Below are 20,384 nucleotides of genomic sequence, written 5' to 3' on the forward strand. Positions count from 1 at the left end.
AGGCTATTCCAACCTTTCACGAAACTCTCCTGCAAGAAGAAAATAGATTTTTAATAAAACTTAGGGATGAAGTAAATGCAAAAATTCTCTGGGTTCCTCTCTCATCCATAATTTCTAATTTTTAGGTTATAATCTGACCCAGAAAATACCAATTAGGAAAAAAAGAATAACAAAGAGAGCCGGGCACAAAAATCAATTTGCTAATTTTTTTAACATTATCCGCACGGAAGTATAATCAGAAATCGTTAGATTTGTTAACAGTATGCAAACTTCCGCTCCCTTAAAATTATCGCAACTTAACCAACTGATCCAGTATGCCATTGATGGGGTTTTCCGGGAGCAAACCTACGCGGTAATTGCCGAAACCTCGAACATTAAAAATTATCAGGACAAGCGCCAATGTTATTTAACCCTGGTAGAAAAAGCGGAAAATTCCAACGAAGTTCTAGCCTCTATACAAGCGAAGATTTGGGGAAATTGCTACCGTACTATCCGTAACTTCGAAGAGATTACCGGGCAGGCTTTTAAGGATAATATTGAGATTTTATTTAAAGTCCGGATTCAATTTCACATCTACTACGGTCTCACCGTTTTAATTGAGGAGATCGATTGTAATTATACCATCGGGAAGCTAGCCCTTTCGCGGCAAGCCGTTTTACAAAAGTTAATCGACCAGAATCCGGATGCCGTACAATTAGTGAACGGTGAATTCCGGACGCGCAACCGGCAACTCAATTTTCCGCCGGTAATTCAAAAAATTGCCTTAATTTCTTCTGCCCAGGCCGATGGATATAACGACTTTGTGCATGAACTGTATCTAAACAAATACCAGTATACTTTTCAGGTGGATGAATATTTCGCGCAGGTACAAGGCAACGAAGCGGCGAATCAAATCTGTCAAAAACTGATTCAAATTTATCAATCTCAAATCGCCTACGACGCGGTAGTTATTGTAAGGGGCGGCGGCAGTCAATTAGATTTTAGCGCTTTCGACTCGTATACGGTAGCGCGGGCGGTGGCTCGCTTTCCCATTCCCATTATAACGGGTATCGGGCACGAACGGAACGAATCTATTTGCGATTTAATGGCCCGGATGCCCACCAAAACCCCAACGAAGGCGGCCGCCACTATTGTCAGCCATAACCGGGCGTTCGAAGAAAATTTACTGCACTTACAAAAAATAGTTATTTCTAAAACAAACGAAGTTTTAAGCGCCCAAAAGTTAATCCTACAAACCTTACATTCTAAAGTAATCCGGAAAACGCACGAGTGTTTAAATCAACAGCAGCAACGGTTAAGGCCCTTATCCGGAACCGTTATTCAATTAATAAACCGGCTCGTTCATAACCAGCGGTTTAAATTAGCTAAAATTACCTATCGCTTAAACGGCAGCACCGAAGCCTTGGTAAAAGCAGAACAGCATAAATTATTAACTATCCGGAATACAGTTAAGCTTCTTAGTCCGGAAAATGTTCTGAAGCGTGGTTACGCTATTATATTCCGGGGCGATACCATCATTAAAAATGCCGCCGATGTTAGGCCCGGTGACGAAATAACTACTCTGTTCCAGGACTCTGAAATTATTAGTACCATTACCGAAACCCGCTCGACGTATGAATAAGGTAAATGATGATTTAACGTACCAACAAGCCTTGGAAGAATTAGAAAATATTGTAGAAGCTTTGGAAGATGAAACCATTCCGGTGGATGAACTGGCAATAAAAGTAAAGCGCGCATCGGATTTAATTGAGTTTTGTCAGGCTAAACTGACCGAAACGGATGAAGAGGTGAAGAAAATTTTAACTTACCTGGAAGATAAAACTAAAAAATAGGTTAAAACTTCAAGTAAAGCTTTTAAAGTAAAATCTTACTAATATTTTATTTTTCGGATATTTTTTCTAGTAAAGTTCTTAAGATATAAGTTACTTTTATTCAATTAGCTAGTACTAGTAAGCCCTCCTTTTGTATTTAACTACCGATTTTTAGTATATTTTAAGTTAAAAGTACAAAATCAATTACTTAAATGAAGCAATAAAAGTTAAGTAATAAGATTAAAAAGATTATATTCTATTTTTAATAGTTTATACAATTTGCGTTATTTTTTTGTAAATTCTAAGATTTACTTGAATTACATCAGGAACTTACTTAAATATTTTTTTGTAATATCATCAGTTAATTTACTGGTAATCAAATTATTTGCTTAAATTAGCTAAATAATACTTCTATTTTGAAGCAATGTTGCAACAAAATCATGCATTTTAGAGTAAAATACTTCAAAATAAAAGAGTAGAGAAAACAAGGTAGGTCATTAAAACAGGAACAGTAAAATGGAAAAAGTAAACAACACAAAAAACAACACAGTTTCTACGGGATGGGTGAAAACTACTAAAGAGTCTGCGTTATCTGCTCATAATTCAGCTACTAATAAAGTAGTAGAAGATAAAATTGTTAGCCGGGTTACTTTTGAACCAGATCCTTATGCACACGTGAGTTTTAATACTTACCAAGATATATTAGATCGTCGTAATCAGATGCTGGGTACTGTTAAGCCAAGTTTATATACGTACGACACAGAATAGTTTTGTGCGTTATAGAATAGAAAAAAGCCTCCTGGTACAGTTTACCAGGAGGCTTTTTTATTTATAGTAGTTGATAACGTTAACACTAGACTATTAAAGTTGAAGCACTGCTTTCAGTTTCGTGTAACCGCTACGACTTACCGGAATTTCGGCGCCGGAACGTAGCTTGGCAATATAAGTATCTTTCTGGTAAGGATCTAAGCGCGTTATTTGCGATATCTGAACCATATAGGAGCGGTGAACCCGCACAAATTGCTGGGGGTCTAAAGATTTTTCAAAGTAACTCATGGTCCGGTTCTTTAAATAAGTCCCTTGGGTCGTGTGTAAGTTTACGTAATCGTCGTCGGCAGCTAAGTACTGAATATCTACCACCGGAATAATATTAATTTTGTGTCCTAATTTAACGACAACCCGGTCGTGGCGCTCCGCCGATTGGGCAGCGGTTTCCAATAAGGCATCCGTTTTCATTTTGTTTTCGGGAATAGTTAATTTATGTTCAAGCCACTTATTAATGGCTTTATTAAATCTATCCTGGCTAAAAGGCTTTAATAAATAATCTACCGCATGAGCTTCAAAAGCTTTTAAGGCGTACTGGTCAAAGGCAGTAGTGAAAATTACGGTGGGTGGTTCTTCGAGTAATTCCAGCATTTCAAATCCGTTAATCTTAGGCATTTGAATATCTAGAAATATTAAATCCGGTTGGTGTAATTGCACGGCTTTTACTCCTTCAAATCCATCGTTACATTCTTGTAAAACTTTAATTTGCGGAAAAGCTTGCAGGTATTCCAGAATCAACGAACGAGCCAGGGGTTCATCGTCAATAATCAATACTTTAATCATAGTTGCGGAATAATTAAAATGGTGGTAAAAAGCGAACCATCTACTTTGGTGGCGAACAAATCATAACGGGCAAAAAGTAAATACAGCCTGCGTTGAACGCTGCTTAAACCAAACCCCGTACCTTGGCGGGGCCGGGCTGTTTGGGGATCGAAAGGGTTTTGAATCGTCAGGCGCAAATGGTTTTCTAAGCATTCGGCCTGAATTCGGATAATAACGCCGTCGATGGTGTCATATAAACCAAACTTAATGGCATTCTCTACAATAGGCTGCAGCAGCATGGGCGGCAGATGCATCTGGGCGCATCCAGGCTCCGAAGTTATTTCTGTTTGCAGCCGGTGTCCGAAACGTACTTTTTCAATGTCCAGGTACAGTTGCAAGTGGTTTAATTCTTCGGTAAGGCTTACCCATTGGTCTTCGTCTTTCTTAAGCGTGCCCCGTAAAAAGTCGGATAATTGGTGAATCATGTGGCGGGCCTCGGCGGGCCGGCTGCCTACCAGCGCATTAATCGAGTTTAAGCTATTAAACAAAAAATGCGGATTTAATTGTTCGCGCAAATTTAAGAGCTCAGCTTCGCGGGCCAGCTTTTCGGCCTGTGTCTGACGTTGCTGGTGAGCTTTCTGATCTTGCTGATTGTGCCAGATAATGGTGAGCATGGTAATCCAGCTCATAGTCAAAAAACCAAAAATAAACCGGATAGGTAAAGAACGCACTAAAAACAACTCGTAGTTGGGCTGATCATCGTTACAAAAAAGAAGAAATTGGTAGCACAAGAACAGCCAAATAACCGCAAAAAATAAACTGTACGAAAGTAAAAGCCAGTACCGGTCAATCCGAGGGCGATAGAAGCGCAGAATGTTGATTAAAACAAAGGCTGCCCCAATGAGTAGGATATTGCTGATGGCACAATCCGACCATACTACTTTACCTTCCCAACCAAAACTATTTAAGGCATAAGCTTGCAAAAGCCCCAATAATAGCCAGCAAAAAAGTAAACTAAGTAATATTTTAGGTTGAGAAAACGGGGAGGAAAGCACCATTATACAATATTGCTTTTTGGGCCTAATTATATTCAAACCAAATTTTCATTAAATAGAATCAAGGTTTTGCCAACTAAAACCTAGCCCGGGAATTTTTACCTAGATGTAACTTTGAATTTCCAATCCGCCCATGAACGCCACTCCCTGCAGAACCAGCACTTTCGGGTTAGGAGATTTTAGGGTCGGAGCGAGGCTGCGCCGGTCTTCCACACCACCCATAATGGCGGTAATTTCCGAAATTACTTCCCAATTAGAGGGCACAATTAATTTACAGCCGCCCATAATCATGGTTAAATCCATTACTACCCGTCCCTGAATATCAGCTTGCGAAAAGTTGAGTTCTGCTCCGCCCATAATACAAGTGATATCCGCGCCCGTTAAATTTTTAGAAAATATATTACGCTTCACGCCACCCAATATGGCACTGATATCCACGAACTCCGGATTAAAAGCAACCGAAGAATCGGGAGTGGAGGAATGATTGGCGGCAGATATAACCGGCTCAATTGGTGGGACAGCAGTTGCAGAAGCAAGTGGTTCGTCGCCATTTAAAATTGGAATAGTGGAAGATTGATCTTGTACTGGGGGAGCAAAATTATTCCGGCGCTGGTGCCAGCGTTGCCGGTATTCGGAGCGATCCGGCCACGAATGGTTCCGCCGAAAGATCATAAACAGACCAGCGCCAATAATTAACAGCGGCCAGGTAAAACGGGTAATTTGGTAAACCGGGTACATTTGATCCAGTAAAAACGCAAACCCAAGCCCGATAAAGGCTAACCAGGCAAAATTACGAAAGCTGCTTTTAGCGCCGTTAATCAAACCTATTACAATAAAAATCATGGGCCAGGAAAACAGCCAGTGGGGAAAATGGTAACCTAGCTGACGCAGTAGAAAAACGGTACCTACGGTAACAATTATTAAACCAGCCACTATTTTACCAGATGAGGAAGATGTGCGAGTAGAGTTCATAACTTTATATTTTTTCGAAAGGTAATAGGTGCCCCAATGGGGTACCAATATGTAAAAGGTAACTGATAAATAAAAATCGGTAAATACTGGTGATTTGTCGGTGAAGTAGTAGAAGATGGTGTACTACGGTTAATTTTATTCTGAATCAACTTCTCCCGATATACAATTAGCATTAAACAATTAGCTTTATCTCCGTGTAATAGAAGCAATTATAGTAAATTAACTTACCAAACTCTTTGTTTCGTAAAGCTATTATAAACTTAAAATCCGTTGTTCTTAGCGCCAATTTGGGAGTATCCTAAAATAATTAAAGTAAAAATCAGACTTCATTCGTCTTCCTAAATAGTTATACATGTTTAATCGTCCGGATGAATGATAAGTCGCCAAATATAATTCAAACCATAGGTGCTTACGGTAAAGGTTTATTTAACTTTATTCGTGGTCGGGTTACAACCAAAGAAGAAGCAGAAGATATTTTGCAGGATGTTTGGTACCAGCTCAGTCATGTAACGGATTTAGATGAAGTAGAACAGATGAGCAGTTGGCTCTTTCGGGTGGCCCGGAATAAAATTATTGATCGCAGCCGGAAAAAAACCGTGGAATCGCTGGAGAACTTTACTTACGCCGATGAAGATGGGGAATACAGTATTGCCGATATTTTATTAATTGATGATGCTGACCCTGAAACCGAGTACCTGAAAGATCTATTTTGGCAGGAGCTTTTTACGGCTTTAGATGAATTACCTAAAAATCAGAAACAGGTTTTTATCTGGAACGAACTGGAAGATAAAACACTACAACAAATTGCGGATATGACCGGTGAAAATTTAAAAACAATTATATCGCGTAAAGGCTACGCCGTAAAACATTTGCGTAAACGTTTAGAAAACTTGTATAACGAATTTTTAGATTTATAATCTACCAAATATATGTACGGTAATCCGAATAAAAATAACTGGACCTGGCATAAGCGTCGATTAGGATTTGCTTTCTTTTTTCTGGTTCTACTACTTGTAATAGGAGGTATGGTTCAGTGGTTATGGAATACGGTTCTACCCGAAGTATTACCCGCAAAAAAATTAACCTACGGCCAAGCTTTAGGGCTATTGATTTTGTGCCGGATATTATTTGGTAGTTTTAGATTCGGTTATCGGGGAGGTTCCGCTTTTTATAAGAACCCTGGAAACGTACGCGGTAAATGGCTCAACATGACCGAGGAGGAAAGAGCAGCTTTTAAAGAACAATGGAAAAAACGTTGCGAACAACGATGATGTAAAGTTTTCTAAAGTTTATTTTTAATTTTTTTCTAAAAACACCATAGCCATTAAAGTAAATTTTAGACTTGTTCGTCTTCCTTAATAAGAAAAGATTTCTTATTAAAAATTTAAACCATAATTGCTATGTACAGAAATTATAATACCGCCCGGGACGCGCAAGGATGTGGCTCGGGCTTCGGGAAAGCTAGTTTTTTCGGTCATCACAGATTTAGGAATAACTACTTCCGGCGACCGAAGTACAATATCCCCTTGAACATTATTGATAACGAATCGGCTTTTGAAGTGCATTTATATGCCCTGGGATTTGCGAAAGAAGCCATCAAAATTACGGTGCAAGACGATGTATTATACATAAGCGGCACCCGTACCATCGATGAAAATAATTCCCCAAACTTTAGCCATCAAGAATACCCAATTAAATCATTCGAAAGAATTTTAAATTTAAATGGTCAAGTAGATACCACAAAAATTACAGCGAAACAAGTAGAAGGAATATTAATTGTTACTTTACCCAAAAACGCCGCGGCCCAACAACCAGCCCAGGAAGTTACAGTTAGTTAGGTTATTTAGTGAGATTAGAATTACCATAGCCAAGGATAAAGCTGCGTAAGCTAAACCTTGGCTATTTTTTTAATTCAAATTCAGCAAAGCTATGACATTCCATTTTAAGTTAGTCGTGTTACTATTGCTAGCTGCTTAATTAAGATAAAAAATTTAGAATAGAAAAATAAATAAGAAGTACGTTCAGGGATACTGGAAAGAACCTTAAATTTCTATTTAACATAATATAAATTATAAGACAAAAGATAGTTTACAAAAATTAAGCTTAAAGTTTAGCTACCTAAATTTAGAGCAAATTTCAAGGATAATTTTTTTAACAAATTGAAAAATTATCCTTGAAACCTGCTATTACTTAGTATTTTTGCCAACGATATATCTTCAAAAAATTAACTTTTTGACCGATAATAATTGGTTCCATTACCTGTCGCAGATATAATTTAATGCTCTAACCAAAGCTTGAAAATTATTTAAAATTTTTCGTCGCGAAATATTGTGTAGCTAAATAACTACATTTATATTTGTAGTCAAATAACTACATAATGAATTTAAGACGAGATGTATTTCAAGCCATAGCAGATCCGACCAGAAGAACGATCCTGTTGTTGGTAGCTTCGCAGTCCATGACGGCCGGCGCTATAGCGGCTAACTTTGACACTGCCCGACCAACTGTTTCCAAACACTTGCAAATTCTCACTGAATGTGAATTGCTTAAACAAGAGCAAAACGGCAGAGAAATTTACTATCACTTAAATCCCCAAAAAATGAAAGAAATAGCCGACTTTATTGAACCGTTCCGCCAAATGTGGGATGACCGGTTTAACAAATTAGAAACCATCATGAAGAAATACAAACCAAATAAGTAGCATAAAATGGAGCGAAAAACAAAAATTCATGCCGAAGCTGGGAAACACGATTTAGTAATTACCAGGGAATTTGATTTACCCTTGGAACTACTTTTTAAAGCGCACGTGGAACCGGAAATTGTGGAGCAATGGATGGCAACGAAAGTGCTGAAACTCGAAAGTAAAAAGCACGGCAGCTGGCAATTCCAAACAACCGATACGCAAGGAAATGTGGTGTTTGGGGCCCACGGAGTATTCCATGAATTTGTTCCGAACCAAAAAATCACCCGGACCTTTGAAATGGATAACGCGCCTTTTGGCGTCCAACTGGAGTTCTTAGAATTTGAACAATTCCCCGACGATACCAGCAAACTCACTATGCATATAGTGTATAAATCGGTCGATCACAGAAATAAAATGCTAAAGCTCCCCTTTGCTCAAGGCCTTAATATGGCTCATAACCGCTTACAGGATATTGTGAACAAATTGAAATAAATTATACATACTATGACAAAGAGAAATAAAATTATTTATTGGCTAGCTACCGGCTGGCTGGCTTTGGGAATGCTATCCACCGGAATAGTACAATTATTAAAAGTGGAAGCAGAAGTAGATAACATCACGCAATTGGGCTATCCTAGCTATTTTCTGACACTATTAGGTACTTGGAAAATTTTAGGAGTAGCCGCGGTGCTATTTCCTAAATTTCCTTTGCTTAAAGAATGGGCGTATGCCGGCTTTTTCTTTGCCATGTCCGGAGCGACATTTTCCCGGATCGCATCCAGCGAGCCGGTGAACGAATTATTACCCTCTTTGCTTCTTTTAACTCTAACGGTAATATCGTGGTATTTCAGGCCTACGGATAGAAAAATCATGGTAGTTTAATCCATAATTTACTTAAAAAGAACCCATTATTAATTAACTGAAATAAGTAACTTATATAATTTAAAAAGTATGAACAGCATAATTAGCAATAATCAAGAATTAGCATTAGACCAACGTGAAGAACTCCTTAGAACGCTGAAAGCCCGTTTTGAGAAAAACAAGAATCGCCATCCAGAACTCGAATGGACTAATATAGTAGCCAAGTTAGAAGCTAATATCCAAAAACTATGGTCACTTTATGAAATGGAAAGAACTGGCGGTGAACCGGATGTTATTGGTTATGATAAAAACACAGGCGAATACATTTTTTATGATTGTGCCGCGGAAAGTCCTAAAGGTCGCCGAAGTATTTGCTACGACCGCGAAGCGCTGGAGTCAAGAAAAGAACATAAACCCGCCAATAATGCCCTTGATATGGCGGCGGCCATGGGCATTGAAATTTTAACCGAAGAACAATACCGAGAGCTGCAGAAACTTGGTAATTTCGATTCAAAAACCTCGAGCTGGATCAAAACGCCTGCAGAAATTAGAAAGCTAGGAGGTGCCATCTATGCTGATTTTCGCTACGGCCAAATCTTCGTGTACCACAACGGCGCCGATTCTTATTATGCCGTCAGAGGGTTCCGGGGCTCGCTAAAAGTTTAAATTTTTCGCGCAAATAGCACATTAGGCGCTCCTTCGTACAGCTTTCAGAAAAGTAAATTAACCATTTTATCTTGTGGGTAGTTTATCTTAAAAAGCAACATAAAATTAATATGGCGGAAAAGAATAATTTAGAAGTTTGGTTGCGCGGGCCAATTGCGGAAATACCGGCTAGTTTACAACCTGTAGCTCATGCATTGCTGCAGGCCCGAGAAGAAGTAAATGAACTAACGAAGGATTTCCCAGAGAATTTACTTTGGAAAAAACCTGGTCCAGTAGCAACGCCGGGCTTTCACCTGCAACACCTTACCGGAGTACTAGATCGTTTATTTACCTACGCCCGGGGCGAATCTTTAAATTCTGATCAGTTGGAGAGTTTGGCAAAGGAAAGTAATCCTGATAAAGCATCATGGAAATTAGCTGTTTTAGTTCAAAATTTTCATTTTCAGGTAGATAAAGCCATTGCCCAGCTAAAATCAACTGCTAGCAGCCAATTGCTGGAGACCAGAGCGGTTGGACGAGATAAAATACCTTCAACCGTTCTTGGTTTACTCTTTCACGCCGCAGAACATACGCAACGGCATTTAGGTCAATTATTGGTAACGGTAAAAGTTTTAAAAGCCTTACCTGATTCGCTTATTATTGAATGAGCAACTATATGAAAACAAGCACCTGTACTTAACATAATAAGTCCAATGTTATACTTTTGCAATTTTAATCTTAAGCTCGTGCCGGTAATTTCTCTTCCACATAAATTTCTCCTTGGCGGGTCAATTTCCAGCCAGTAGTTGTATTATCAATTATTTTTTGGAACCAGAGGCGTTCATTTTTTAAGTTTATAATAATTTGTTTCAAATGTGCCGGTTTGTTATTTAAGTTTAAAATCCGATAAGCGTAGTCGATGTTACCTTCGGTAAAATATTCCTGGTGGTTAATTTTAGTAATGTAATAAGCAATGGTTATAATACGGTTAGGATTGCCATTACCCGGATTTTTCCGCCGAAAAAAAGCTTCCAATGCTTCTTTATACTCATTTTTATACACATCGAACTCATTGGGCACAATACTATTGGCTACTACTTTTCGGGAAACAGGCATAGTGCGTATGGTATTCATTCGGGTATTACTTACAGAATTGCTTTTGCGGGCCACAAAGTTATTTTCCGCATTATCATGGTTTATTCGCAGCAAACTTTTAACTTTTTGTAAACCGGCGTTAGTAAACCGAAATTCATTTTCTTTAACGGTCGCCAGGTATTTTTTAAATAAGGAGCGCCAATTCGTACCTAAATTCTTAAAGCGTGTTTCGGTTTTCCTTTTGTCTTTATACAATTGCCAGATAATATCTTTCGTAAAAGTATTTGCGCCGAAATTCGAATTATAAAAAGAAAATAGTAACAACCATTCGTTTTCTTTACAGTCAAGCCGTATTTCTAAGTCATTCAGATGCGGATAAACAGCTTCACGGTCTTCCTGACCAGTATGAAAGATTGGTAGTGGTGTTACTTCTAATTGCGGTGACGTAACTGTTGTTGGTGCAGGTATTAACTCCTTTACCTCTGCTTGCTTTACTGATTCGGTTGTTACCAGTTGACCAACGTTTTGCTCTTCATTATCAGTAGGCGTTAATTTATTTTTTAATAAATCCGCTATTACTTCTTTAATTTCTTTACCAACCTCGTTGGTAAATTCAATCTCATAGATTCGTTCTTCTTTATTTTCCCTTAATTTAAAAGTGTTAATAGAAGTACTATGACTAGTTTTAATTACGGGAAGACCACAATGGCTACAGTTTTTTGATCCGGAGATTACCTTTTCGCCACAACCTTTACATTTTACTTGTAAGCCACAATTGTGGCAGAAGAAAGCATCTTCAATAACAGCGACAGAACACGACTGACAAACTAAACTTTTAGGCATATATACAAGACTTACAATTGCTAACTATTCTTATATTGTATAAATATAAGAATAAATTTTAAAATATAAGATTTCTTTAAATATATACCCCATTATGGATAACTTCACTTATCCACAATTTCTCATTAATATGGATAACTACACCTTATCAACATCCATTAAACTAAAGAATACAGATCTGGTAAATAATTACTTTATTAAGATTTAACATATACTTATAAACCCTTATAGAATACAAATGCACAATAATTTATAAGATTTATTAAGAATTTATCCTAATAGCCTTACAAATAATAAATATTTCTCTACCTTGAGATAATTAAGATAAGATTTAAAATTATATCTTTCGTAAGTAATTAGTTGGTTGGGTTGGTGGTTATAGTTTATTTTAATCAATCCTGTTATGTAGTGGAATATTCAGGTGATTACCAAATATTGGCAGAGTAAGAATTTAGATTTTTTATTTAATTTTTGTCAGGTGATATTTGATAAGTTGTAAAACTTAGGAGATTAGTTCTTTTAGAAAGCTTCTAAAATTTCATACTTCTTCTCCCCTACCCTAGTTATAAAACAAAAAAGCCCCGAATTATCGGGGCTTTTGCAATACTATTTAGGTAACTTCTAAGCTGAATTACGCTCCGCATTAATAATTCCGAAAGAACAACGCATTACTAATTTTTCATAGATTTTCTTTTCTTCTCTTTCTTGTTGTTGTTCTTCCATCGCCCGGATTCTGGTAAGTGCGTATTGCTGAATAGTTATGAGGGGTAATTCTATTCTTTGCCGTAGCTGAATCGACAATTGATCAATAGGTTTGTCCGCCATTAACTCGTCGCTACCCGAAAGTAAAAGCAAATATTTTTTGGTTCTTTCATATTCTTCGTTCATGACTTTCCAGAGAACACCGTACTTAGGATGCTCCGCTAAATAAGCAGTAACCGGGAAACAGCATTTGTTCATGGCCATTTCGCAATTATCCAGTAACGTTTTAAAGAATAAAGAATCTTCGTATAAAGCTTTTAACTGGGGCCATTTACCAGCCGCTTCCAATTTCTCCAGAGCAGTGCCTACTCCGTAAAATCCAGGTACATTTTGTTTTAACTGGCTCCAGGCACCCACGTACGGAACAGCTCGTAAATCATCCAAATTTAGTTGGCCGGATTTGCGTTTGGCCGGCCGGCTGCCAATGTTGGCTTCGGCATAATACCTTAATGGGCTTACATAATTCAAATATTCCAGAAAGTCAGGATGATTTTTTAACGTATTATAAGCTGCAAAACTTTCGTTGGCTAAAGTTGTCAGTAATTCTTCTTCTGGTTCCGTTATCGTCTTTTCCCGGGTAGAAAATAGCGCGTTGCTGATGCCGGCGTGCATTAATTGCTCCATATTATACCGGGCTGCATCTATGGTACCAAAATTAGAACTAATGGTTTGACCCTGAATAGTTAGCTGAATTTCTTTATTCGCAATGTTCCTACCCATAGAAGCATAAAATTGGTGGGTTTTACCCCCCCGCGGGCAGGTGGCCCTCCCCGGCCGTCGAAGAACACTACTTCTAAGTCGTATTGCTTCGATAGAAAGCTTAGCATTTCTTTGGCTTTGTAAATGCTCCAATTAGCCATTAAGTAACCGCCATCTTTTGTTCCGTCCGAAAATCCCAGCATGATAGTTTGCACATTACCGCGCCTTTGTAAATGCCGCCGATATATTTCATTTTCGTATAATTTCTGCATTACCAGCCCGGCATTCCGTAAATCTTCAATTGTTTCAAAAAGCGGAACAATATCTACGGTAATGGTTTCCAGGTCCCAACCCCGCAGTAAGAAAAGCGCGTAAACTTCTATAATATTTAAAGCACTGGTACTATGGCTAATAATATACCGGTGACAACCCGCTTCGCCGTTAAAGGCCTGAATGGTTTTGATTGCATCCAGCGTATCTAGGGTATCTTGCAGCAACTGATCGGTAAATAAACTAGATTCGATAGTGTCTTTTATTGTTAGTAAAGCTGCAATCTTATCTTCTTCCGGAAGCTCCGCATAATTTTTTGGTAAGATATCTGAATGACTCGCTAATTCTTCCATTAACTTCGTATGTACCGAAGAATCCTGCCGGATATCCAGGGAGGCGAAATGCAGGCCAAATAAATCAACTTTATTTAAAAATGAATCTACCTGGTTCACAAATAAACCATTGTGCAAACGCAGAATAGTGGCCTTAATCTGCTGCATGGTATCTCTTATTTCTGCCACCGATAAATCGGCTTTATAACCTGGCACAAATAAATTGTTATATAATCTTTGTTCCAGTTCAGCCAATAAATTAGCTACCCCTTTAAAGGTGAGGCGTTTTTTCAAACGACGAATTTCCAGATAATAAGATTTAATAATTCCTCCCCGCAGCGCCTCCGCTACTTTTAAGGTGTTTGCGGAGTTTACAAATGGATTTCCATCCCGATCGCCACCGGGCCAAAAGCCCATTCGGATTAAAGGATTAGCCGAATTAATAGCATTTGGAAAAGTATTCTTTAGATAAGATAAGATTTGGCCCGTAGCCGGATAAAAGACATTTTCTAAAAACCAGATAAGGTTAACTGCTTCGTCGTAGGGAGTAGGCTTTTCTTTTTTGAAAAAAGGTGTTTTCCCTAATTGCTGCAAATACGAGTTGGCTAAGGCAGTATTATCGTTGGTTAAAGCTTTTGATAAATCATTGATTATACCCAATACTTCGCTGGGATAAAATTGAGTTGGGTGAGCAGTTAAAACTAGTCGAACAGAAAAATCCGTTAATTTTCCGGCTAACTTACTTTGCGCCCGGTGCTGTACAATTTCCGATTCCAGATGTTTTAAAGTACCTACCCCCTGCATATCGTTTATATGATTAAACGCGGCATCTTCCAAAGCATCAAATAAAACTACTTGCCGTTCGGCAAACTGAACAAAACGAAATAACAAATCGGTTTGCTCCTGTTCGGTGGCATAAGAAGTATATTGCCGAAAAAAAGATTCAATAATTTCGTTCGGACTAGATTCTTTTTTTAGTCCTTCTTCGCAATGCAACAGAAACAAGGATAATAACACTCCCGTTTTCTCTACCCGGTAAAAGGGCAAAGAAGAGAATAAGCTATTATACATTTCATATTTGAAACCAACTAAATTCCTGAATTTATGTAAGGAACCGTTTGAATAAGCCGTCATGCTAATGATTTTTTAATTCGCTGAACAAAGCTAGACTTTTATTGTAATTAACATAACACGAAGCCTAACTTTTAAAAAGATTTTATAACAAAAAGCTATTTTCTTGCAGAAAGCCAAGTTGGTATAATTCCTTTATGATTCATTCTTCTCGAAGTAGTAATTAGAACGCCAATGTTCGGAGTAGATGAAATAATAACTTTTTAGTAGCAAGAGTAGAACACTTTAATTGATGGCCATTTTTACGAGTAGCTTAAGTGCTCCTTTAAAATAATAAAGCCTGCTTTTTTAAGAAAAGCAGGCTTTGTGAAATAAAATAAATTATTTTTAAATAACTGAAGGATAGTTAAGGGTAGTTTGGTAAGCTGTATCATACCGCTCTTCTGCTTCATTACGATCGAAAAGTGCCCCAGCTACGGCTAAAGCAATGGCAATAACCAGAGCCGGCCAAAAACCACGTACTTCAAAGTTACTGACTAATTTATCAACTAACTTAATTATAATAGCAGTAACTACCAACCGTACTAAAAACCCTAATAAAAAAAACGTAACCAAGTTAAGCGGTAATCGCAGCAAAAAACCAACTGTTAAATTAAGGATACTTATTAAAAATGCCACCCACAACGCGGTCCCAAAGCTTTTTACACGTATTTGGGGTAATATGTAAGCCAACAGCATGACTACACCGGCGTTAACTAAAAGATTAATAAGGTAATTCATAGTTTTATGTAGATTATAAAGATGGGATTAAGTAATTGTAAGCTTCTACGATAATCTTAGATTAAAGATTATAGAAAGGATAAACTAAACCTTTTGCGGTGGCTAATTTAATCAAGGCAGATTTTACTAAAACGATTATTCGTAGATCTGAAGGTACCGGTTTATAGAATGATCAAAAGCTTGCCGGGCATTTTGCCCGATGTGGGGCTCAAAAGCACCGTACATCCGGGCAAAACGAATATCTTCCATTGCTTTACGAATAGCCAGTATTTCGACCTGACGCAAAGGTATTAGATTAGGATACGAATACATAAAAGAAACGGATTGCCGGTCCATGGCTACCTGGAGGGTATCGCCGGATAAAACAACTCCCTGGTTATCGGCTCCGGCGGGCCAATGCAGGACACAAGCCCCCGGAAAATGCCCGCCACAATTTATAATTTTAATCCCGTCGTTCAGTTCCAGGCTTTTTCCTTCCCAGAACTGAATAGATTGGTCTGGTTGCGTTACCCACTCCTGATCAAGAGCGTGAATATAAATGGGCGCATTAACAAACGCCCGACTCCAATTAACAATAGTTGAATAATAATGCGGATGCGAAAGCGCAACGGCCTGAATACCGCCTATTTTTTTAATAAAGTTTATGGTTTCGTCGTTGAGCAGGGTAACGCAATCCCATAAAATATTCCCGTTCGGGCTTATAATTAAATGCGCTTTCTGGGCAATACCAAATTTAGGGGTAGTCTGAATTCTATATAAACCAGGTTCAACGAGTTGAATCTCGTTTTGGTACTTGCGTTGCATTTCCGCCAGAGTAGTCCAGGTTTGCCCTTGCCAATTCACGTACTGACGATCATCTTCGCAGATGATGCAATGGGCAGGTTCGGTTTCAGTTGCAGCGTACTGCACGCCACAAGTAGTACAAATAAAATTTTCCGGCATTATTAAAATTTAAAATGGATTCAACCATCGACCTTACTTTAAAAATTAATCAATAAGTCTACTTAACATAAAAAATAAAACGTAAGGCAACTAATTGTTTTATGAACTTTATATCGAATATTGACTTGAAAGAAAATCTTAAATAGCAGGGATGATCCATCACCTATTTACGATGCCGCTCTTGTAATATCTGAACCACATCATGTAACTTTAAATCGGATGCTGCCAGTAAAACTAGTAAGTGATACAATAAATCCGCTACTTCTTCTTTTAAACGATCTGTATTACCCGCTACCGCGTCAATTACGGTTTCCACCGCCTCTTCCCCTACTTTTTGAGCAATTTTCTGAATTCCTTTCTCAAAAAGTAGATTCGTATAAGATTTTTCCAGCGGGTTATTTCGTCGATTCTGAATCAAATTTTCGAGGTATTCTAAAAAAACAACGCTAGCATTTTGTTCTTCAAGTAATTCACCTTCCTGTGGTGCTGGTTCAAAACAAGTCCGGGCACCGGTATGGCAAACCGGACCAACCGGGTTTACTTTTATTAATACCGTATCCTGGTCACAATCGGCTTGGATGCTGACTACGTGCAGGAAATTACCACTGGTTTCCCCTTTGGTCCAGAGTCGGTTTTTAGTGCGGGAGAAGAAAGTAACTACTTTTTCCTGCCGCGTTTTCTCGTAAGCCTCCTGGTTCATAAATCCAACCATAAGTACTTCCTGGGTAGCGTGGTTTTGTATAACGGCTGGTAGCAGACCACCGGCTTTGGCAAAATCTAATAACATAAACGAATGGGTAAACCCTGGTTAGCTAAATATTGTTTAAGATCAGGAATTGGAATTTCTCCGAAGTGAAATATACTGGCAGCTAAGGCGGCATCCGCTTGTGCTTGATTAAAAACATCCGCAAAATGCGTCATTTGCCCGGCTCCTCCCGAAGCAATAACGGGTATCGAAACTCCTTGTGAAACGGCACCAGTAATATCTAAAGCAAAACCGTTCTTGGTACCATCATGGCTCATGGAAGTTAACAAAATTTCGCCGGCTCCTAAATCGGTAATTTGTTTTGCCCAATCTAGTGTGGCGTGTTCTGTTTCCAGCGTACCCGCGCGACTAAATACTTTCCAACCATGACTAGTTAGTTTGGTATCAATGGCCACGGTAATGCACTGACTACCGAATCTTTTAGCCAGATCATAGACTAATTGCGGTTCTTTAATCGCGGCAGAATTAATAGAAACTTTATCAGCTCCTTCGTGTAATAAAACTTCTACGTCGCGAATAGCACCAATACCGCCGCCAACCGTGAACGGAATATCAATGTGGCGGGCAATTTCCCGGACCAACTGGGCAAAAGTTTTACGTTCTTCGTTAGTAGCAGTAATATCTAAAAAAACCAGTTCATCGGCTCCTTGGCGAGCATACTCGGCCCCTAAGGCCACCGGGTCACCTGCATCCCGGATATTTTCGAACATTACCCCTTTTACCGTGCGTCCGTTTTTAATATCCAGGCAAGGAATAATACGTTTGGTTAACATACAAATCTTTTTAAATCAGCCAGCGAAATGGTTCCTTCGTAGATGGCTTTACCAATAATAACACCTGTTAAACCAGCTGCTCCCAGTTCCTCTACATCTTGAATAGTGGTAACCCCACCGCTCGCAATAAAACTAGCCCCGGGAAAAGTTTTGACTAGTTGGGCATACGTTTGGGTAGCCGGTCCTTGCAATTTACCATCTTTACTAACGTCGGTACAAATAAAGGTTTTAGCTGCGGCTTGTAAATATTGCTGAATAAAATCCGGGAGTGAAATTGTAGATTGTTCCGCCCAAGCATTGATAGAAATAAAGTTATCCCGGAAATCTGCTCCAATAATTATTTTATCTGGTCCGAATGTTTCTAACCAATTCTGCACCAAATCAGGTTCCCGGACGGCGATACTACCGGCTGTAATCTGATTTGCCCCGGCATTAAAAGCCTGCTGGATAGCTTCCTCTGATTGGATGCCACCCCCAAAATCAATTATTAAATTGGTTTGACTAGCAATGGCTTCTAATACCGCTAAGTTTTGTGGTTTTCGTGCCCGAGCCCCGTCTAAATCAACTAAATGCAAGCGCGTAAGACCCGCGTCCGCAAACTGTTTTGCCACTTCCACCGGATTACTGGCATAGGTTTTTTGCTGAGCGAAATCACCTTCGGTTAAGCGCACGCATTGGCCTCCGATAATATCAATTGCCGGGATAATCTGCATCATAAAGCAAGAAAGTTCTGAATAATACGCGTACCAGTCGGGCCACTTTTTTCGGTATGAAACTGCATGGCATAAAAATTTTTGTATTGTACAGCGGCACTAAAAGGCTCCGGATAAGCACCGGTAGCAATGGTGTATTCACATACGGGTAAGTAGTAACTATGGACGAAATAAACGTAATCCTGCTCCTTTACTCCGTTAAATAAATCGCCTTTCAAATTAAATAAAGTATTCCACCCCATGTGCGGCACCTTCAAGCCATTATTAAACTTAATTACATTTATGGGCAGAATATCAAGCATTTGGGTATCGTTTTCTTCGGAATGCCGGCATAATAACTGGATGCCCAGGCAAATGCCTAAAAAAGGCTGGGTTAATTCGGGGATAACTTTATCTAAGCCTCTAGCCCTAAGTTCCTCCATAGCGGAACTTGCTTCTCCTTCGCCCGGAAAGATAATTTTATCGGCACTACGGATAATTTCCGGATCTGCGCTCAAGGTAGCTTCGGCGCCTAATCTTTCCAGCGCAAACTTAACCGATTGCACATTGCCGCCTTTATAATCAATGATAACAATACTCATTATAAAATACCTTTGGTACTCGGGATTTCCATTTTGTTTATGTCACGCGCAACCGCCATTTTAATGGACTTGGCGACTGCTTTAAAAATTGCTTCGATTTTGTGGTGTTCATTGGTACCCTCGGCCTTCACGTTCAGGTTGCATTTGGCAGCGTCGGAAAATGATTTAAAAAAATGAAAAAACATTTCCGTAGGCATATCTCCCACTCTTTCGCGTTTAAAGTCGGCTTCCCAAACTAACCAGGGCCGACCGGAGAAATCTAAAGCTACCTGGGCTAATACATCATCCATAGGTAATAAATACCCGTATCGGCTAATTCCTCGTTTATCGCCTAACGCTTGCCCCAAAGCTTCTCCGATGGCAATGGCGGTATCTTCAATGGTATGATGTTCGTCAATATGTAAGTCTCCTTCCACTTGAATCTGCATATCGGCACCCGAATGCTTGCTTAATTGTTCTAACATGTGATCAAAAAAGCCCAATCCCGTATGAATGCGCATTTCGCCTGTACCATCTATATTTAAATCAACTTTAATTTTAGTTTCGTTGGTATTCCGGATGATGCTGGCTTTACGGGCAGGTAAACGAAGATAGTTATAAATCTGGTCCCAGTTTTTCGCAGAATAAGCAGTTTCATTGCTTGAGTTGTTGTTCAAGTAAATTGCTTTACAACCAAGATTATCAGCCAGTTTTATGTCGGTAACTCTATCGCCAATTACATAAGAATTCATTAAATCATAATTGCCGTTAAAGTATTTCTGTAACATCCCAATCCCTGGCTTACGGGTTGGTAGATTTTCATGCTCGAAGCTTCTATCAATCAGAATTTCAGTGAAAGTTATTCCTTCTCCGGCTAAAATTTCCAGCATCTTGTTCTGGTAAGGCCAGAAAGTATCTTCGGGATAAGAAGAAGTACCTAATCCATCCTGATTGGTAACCATTACAAACTCATAATCCAATTCAGATGAAATCTTAAATAAGTTTCGAATAACGCCTGGGATGAAGGAAAATTTTTCGAATGAATCAACTTGATAATCGGTTTTCGGCTCGATTAGTAATGTTCCATCCCGGTCAATAAATAAAACTTTTTTCATTGAAAATTTTATAATTCTAAATATTTTAAATTGATAAAGTTCTTATAAT

Annotated in this window: 22 protein-coding genes and 1 pseudogene; 11 read left to right on the plus strand and 12 right to left on the minus strand. The window is 38.8% G+C overall.

Annotated features, from left to right (window positions below; all coding sequences use genetic code 11):
- Positions 1-262: 262 nt before the first annotated feature.
- From xseA to AHMF7605_RS05215, 3 genes are all read left to right on the plus strand, one after another.
- Positions 263-1,621, plus strand: a complete 1,359-nt coding sequence (xseA, locus tag AHMF7605_RS05205) for an exodeoxyribonuclease VII large subunit (protein WP_106927112.1) — start codon at positions 263-265, stop codon at positions 1,619-1,621.
- A complete protein-coding gene (gene xseB, locus AHMF7605_RS05210; protein WP_106927114.1) occupies positions 1,614-1,832 on the plus strand; it encodes an exodeoxyribonuclease VII small subunit in 219 nt (72 codons plus the stop codon). The genes xseA and xseB overlap by 8 nt, the downstream gene beginning before the upstream one ends.
- Before the next feature lie 495 nt (positions 1,833-2,327).
- Entirely contained in the window at positions 2,328-2,579 is a 252-nt protein-coding gene (locus AHMF7605_RS05215; RefSeq protein ID WP_106927116.1) for a hypothetical protein, read from the plus strand.
- A 93-nt stretch (positions 2,580-2,672) separates the two neighbouring features.
- Here the strand turns inward: AHMF7605_RS05215 and AHMF7605_RS05220 are convergent, their stop codons facing one another.
- The 3 genes from AHMF7605_RS05220 to AHMF7605_RS05230 all read right to left on the minus strand — a co-directional run bounded on the left by AHMF7605_RS05220 (position 2,673) and on the right by AHMF7605_RS05230 (position 5,425).
- Complete coding sequence (locus tag AHMF7605_RS05220; protein ID WP_106927118.1) at positions 2,673-3,419, minus strand: LytR/AlgR family response regulator transcription factor; 747 nt, start codon at positions 3,417-3,419, stop codon at positions 2,673-2,675.
- On the minus strand, positions 3,416-4,390 hold the full coding sequence (locus tag AHMF7605_RS05225; protein ID WP_199200198.1) for a sensor histidine kinase: 975 nt from the start codon (positions 4,388-4,390) through the stop codon (positions 3,416-3,418). The genes AHMF7605_RS05220 and AHMF7605_RS05225 overlap by 4 nt, the downstream gene beginning before the upstream one ends.
- A 165-nt stretch (positions 4,391-4,555) precedes the next feature.
- A complete protein-coding gene (locus tag AHMF7605_RS05230) occupies positions 4,556-5,425 on the minus strand; it encodes a LiaF transmembrane domain-containing protein (RefSeq protein ID WP_146153521.1) in 870 nt (289 codons plus the stop codon).
- A 368-nt stretch (positions 5,426-5,793) separates the two neighbouring features.
- On the opposite strand from AHMF7605_RS05230, the gene AHMF7605_RS05235 reads away from it, so the two are divergent.
- The 8 genes from AHMF7605_RS05235 to AHMF7605_RS05270 all read left to right on the plus strand — a co-directional run bounded on the left by AHMF7605_RS05235 (position 5,794) and on the right by AHMF7605_RS05270 (position 10,282).
- Entirely contained in the window at positions 5,794-6,342 is a 549-nt protein-coding gene (locus tag AHMF7605_RS05235; protein WP_106927124.1) for an RNA polymerase sigma factor, read from the plus strand.
- A 12-nt stretch (positions 6,343-6,354) separates the two neighbouring features.
- Complete coding sequence (locus tag AHMF7605_RS05240) at positions 6,355-6,696, plus strand: hypothetical protein (protein WP_233218950.1); 342 nt, start codon at positions 6,355-6,357, stop codon at positions 6,694-6,696.
- Between the two features lie 129 nt (positions 6,697-6,825).
- The gene (locus tag AHMF7605_RS05245; protein WP_106927126.1) at positions 6,826-7,263 is read left to right on the plus strand and encodes an Hsp20/alpha crystallin family protein; all 438 of its coding nucleotides are present in this window, start codon (positions 6,826-6,828) and stop codon (positions 7,261-7,263) included.
- A gap of 539 nt (positions 7,264-7,802) precedes the next feature.
- Positions 7,803-8,126 (plus strand): ArsR/SmtB family transcription factor, encoded by a 324-nt coding sequence (locus tag AHMF7605_RS05250; protein ID WP_106927128.1) that lies wholly within the window; start codon positions 7,803-7,805, stop codon positions 8,124-8,126.
- Positions 8,127-8,132: 6 nt separating this feature from the next.
- On the plus strand, positions 8,133-8,600 hold the full coding sequence (locus AHMF7605_RS05255; RefSeq protein WP_106927130.1) for an SRPBCC domain-containing protein: 468 nt from the start codon (positions 8,133-8,135) through the stop codon (positions 8,598-8,600).
- 12 nt (positions 8,601-8,612) lie between these two features.
- Positions 8,613-8,990, plus strand: coding sequence for a DoxX family protein (locus tag AHMF7605_RS05260; RefSeq protein ID WP_106927139.1), 378 nt, complete (start codon positions 8,613-8,615; stop codon positions 8,988-8,990).
- 69 nt (positions 8,991-9,059) lie between these two features.
- On the plus strand, positions 9,060-9,635 hold the full coding sequence (locus AHMF7605_RS05265) for a DUF4256 domain-containing protein (RefSeq protein ID WP_106927141.1): 576 nt from the start codon (positions 9,060-9,062) through the stop codon (positions 9,633-9,635).
- Positions 9,636-9,745: 110 nt separating this feature from the next.
- Positions 9,746-10,282 carry a DinB family protein gene (locus AHMF7605_RS05270; RefSeq protein ID WP_106927143.1) on the plus strand — a complete coding sequence of 179 codons (537 nt, stop codon included), beginning with the start codon at positions 9,746-9,748 and terminating at the stop codon, positions 10,280-10,282.
- Positions 10,283-10,352: 70 nt separating this feature from the next.
- On the opposite strand, the gene AHMF7605_RS05275 is transcribed toward AHMF7605_RS05270, so the two are convergent.
- The 9 genes and pseudogenes from AHMF7605_RS05275 to hisB all read right to left on the minus strand — a co-directional run bounded on the left by AHMF7605_RS05275 (position 10,353) and on the right by hisB (position 20,335).
- Entirely contained in the window at positions 10,353-11,552 is a 1,200-nt protein-coding gene (locus AHMF7605_RS05275) for a zinc ribbon domain-containing protein (protein WP_106927145.1), read from the minus strand.
- Positions 11,553-12,173: 621 nt separating this feature from the next.
- Positions 12,174-14,749 (minus strand): annotated as a pseudogene (locus AHMF7605_RS31080) (phosphoenolpyruvate carboxylase).
- 324 nt (positions 14,750-15,073) lie between these two features.
- Positions 15,074-15,466, minus strand: coding sequence for a phage holin family protein (locus tag AHMF7605_RS05285; protein ID WP_106927147.1), 393 nt, complete (start codon positions 15,464-15,466; stop codon positions 15,074-15,076).
- A 135-nt stretch (positions 15,467-15,601) separates the two neighbouring features.
- Positions 15,602-16,408 carry an MBL fold metallo-hydrolase gene (locus tag AHMF7605_RS05290; RefSeq protein ID WP_106927149.1) on the minus strand — a complete coding sequence of 269 codons (807 nt, stop codon included), beginning with the start codon at positions 16,406-16,408 and terminating at the stop codon, positions 15,602-15,604.
- A gap of 163 nt (positions 16,409-16,571) precedes the next feature.
- On the minus strand, positions 16,572-17,195 hold the full coding sequence (hisIE, locus tag AHMF7605_RS05295; protein ID WP_106927151.1) for a bifunctional phosphoribosyl-AMP cyclohydrolase/phosphoribosyl-ATP diphosphatase HisIE: 624 nt from the start codon (positions 17,193-17,195) through the stop codon (positions 16,572-16,574).
- Positions 17,186-17,947, minus strand: coding sequence for an imidazole glycerol phosphate synthase subunit HisF (gene hisF / locus AHMF7605_RS05300; RefSeq protein ID WP_106927153.1), 762 nt, complete (start codon positions 17,945-17,947; stop codon positions 17,186-17,188). Before hisF ends, hisIE begins: the two co-directional genes overlap by 10 nt.
- Positions 17,941-18,663 carry a 1-(5-phosphoribosyl)-5-[(5-phosphoribosylamino)methylideneamino]imidazole-4-carboxamide isomerase gene (gene hisA / locus AHMF7605_RS05305; protein WP_106927155.1) on the minus strand — a complete coding sequence of 241 codons (723 nt, stop codon included), beginning with the start codon at positions 18,661-18,663 and terminating at the stop codon, positions 17,941-17,943. The genes hisF and hisA overlap by 7 nt, the downstream gene beginning before the upstream one ends.
- Positions 18,660-19,241 (minus strand): imidazole glycerol phosphate synthase subunit HisH, encoded by a 582-nt coding sequence (gene hisH / locus AHMF7605_RS05310; RefSeq protein WP_106927157.1) that lies wholly within the window; start codon positions 19,239-19,241, stop codon positions 18,660-18,662. Before hisH ends, hisA begins: the two co-directional genes overlap by 4 nt.
- Positions 19,241-20,335, minus strand: coding sequence for a bifunctional histidinol-phosphatase/imidazoleglycerol-phosphate dehydratase HisB (gene hisB / locus AHMF7605_RS05315; RefSeq protein ID WP_106927159.1), 1,095 nt, complete (start codon positions 20,333-20,335; stop codon positions 19,241-19,243). Before hisB ends, hisH begins: the two co-directional genes overlap by 1 nt.
- Positions 20,336-20,384: the final 49 nt, after the last annotated feature.

Origin of the sequence: Adhaeribacter arboris, from assembly GCF_003023845.1 — a bacterium.
Lineage (GTDB): Bacteria > Bacteroidota > Bacteroidia > Cytophagales > Hymenobacteraceae > Adhaeribacter > Adhaeribacter arboris.